General features: G+C 67.9%; 2 protein-coding genes. Both read left to right on the top strand.

Going from position 1 to position 1,170, the window contains the following annotated elements:
- Positions 1 to 458, top strand: a 458-nt coding sequence (gene sufT / locus ABZY20_RS37325; protein ID WP_356447994.1) for a putative Fe-S cluster assembly protein SufT, incomplete at its 5' end; no start/stop codon positions are given.
- A 66-nt stretch (positions 459 to 524) separates the two neighbouring features.
- On the top strand, positions 525 to 995 hold the full coding sequence (locus ABZY20_RS37330; RefSeq protein ID WP_356447996.1) for a PKD domain-containing protein: 471 nt from the start codon (positions 525 to 527) through the stop codon (positions 993 to 995).
- Positions 996 to 1,170 lie beyond the last annotated feature (175 nt).

A 1,170-nucleotide genomic window follows, 5' to 3' on the forward strand; every position in this document is an offset into this window, starting at 1 on the left:
GCGTGGGCTATATCACCCAGGCGCTCGGCGGCAGCTACACCGTCTTCGTTGAAGGCAACCTGTTCCGCATCCACGGCCGCGACGCCGACGCCATCGGCAAGGAGCCGCCGGAGCCGCTGGAGCTGCACGAGGGCGCCTACGACGAGGCGGTCGAGCGGCTGGTGTGGCAACAGCTGCGCACCTGCTTCGACCCGGAGATCCCGATCAACGTGGTCGAGCTGGGCCTGGTGTACGAAGCCACGGTCAAGCACCGCGACGACGGCCAGCGCATGGTCGAGGTGCGCATGACCCTGACCGCGCCGGCCTGCGGCATGGGCGACATCCTCGTCGACGACGTGCGCAGCAAGCTGGAAATGATCCCGACCGTGGCCGAGGCCGACGTCGAGCTGGTGTTCGACCCGCCGTGGAACCGCAACATGATGTCCGAGGCGGCGCGGCTCGAGACCGGGATGCTGTAAGCGGCGACTGTCGCCGGCTGCGGCCGGCGATTGGCGGTCGTCGGTATGTAGGGCAACCAGACGGCGGTGGCGAACTTCGCCTCATCGGCCAACGGCCTGACGGTGAGCTTCACCGACAGCTCGAGCGACAGCGACGGCTCCATCGCCTCGCGCAGCTCGGATTTCGGCGACGGCACCAGCTCCACTGCGGCCAACCCGAGCAAGACCTACAGCGCGGCCGGGACGTACACGGTCAAGCTGACCGTCGTCGACAACACCGGCGCCAGCCACACCCCGACCGCGACCGTGGCCGTCGGCAGCGCCTCCGGCGTGCGATGCGCGTCACGAAAAACCCCGGCCTCGGCCGGGGTTTTTCTTTGCCTGCGGGTCGGCTCACACCCGAGCTGTGAAACGCGCCCGGCGGGACGCAGCGAGGCCGCGCTTCCACCCGCCGCGCCGCGACCGAAATCCAAATGTGTGATGCGAATCGCGGGTCCGGCGCGCGATGAGGGTTCTATCCATCTTGTTGGTGCTTCTGTTGCATACGTAGCGTGTTAAGGCGGGCCGGGACAACACCGAGTCCGTACACAAACAGCGTGGGCGCTGGCGTAAGCCGACACGGACGTGGCCGCCCGAACACCGCGCGTTGAACGCCGCATCGCGGCACTTCGTTTTGGGGGTTCCACCATGTCCTATCGCTCCAACGGCGCGCTGCTCCAGCACGCGCTCGCCG

Source organism: Streptomyces sp. NPDC006624 (assembly GCF_040611555.1).
Lineage (GTDB): Bacteria > Actinomycetota > Actinomycetes > Streptomycetales > Streptomycetaceae > Streptomyces.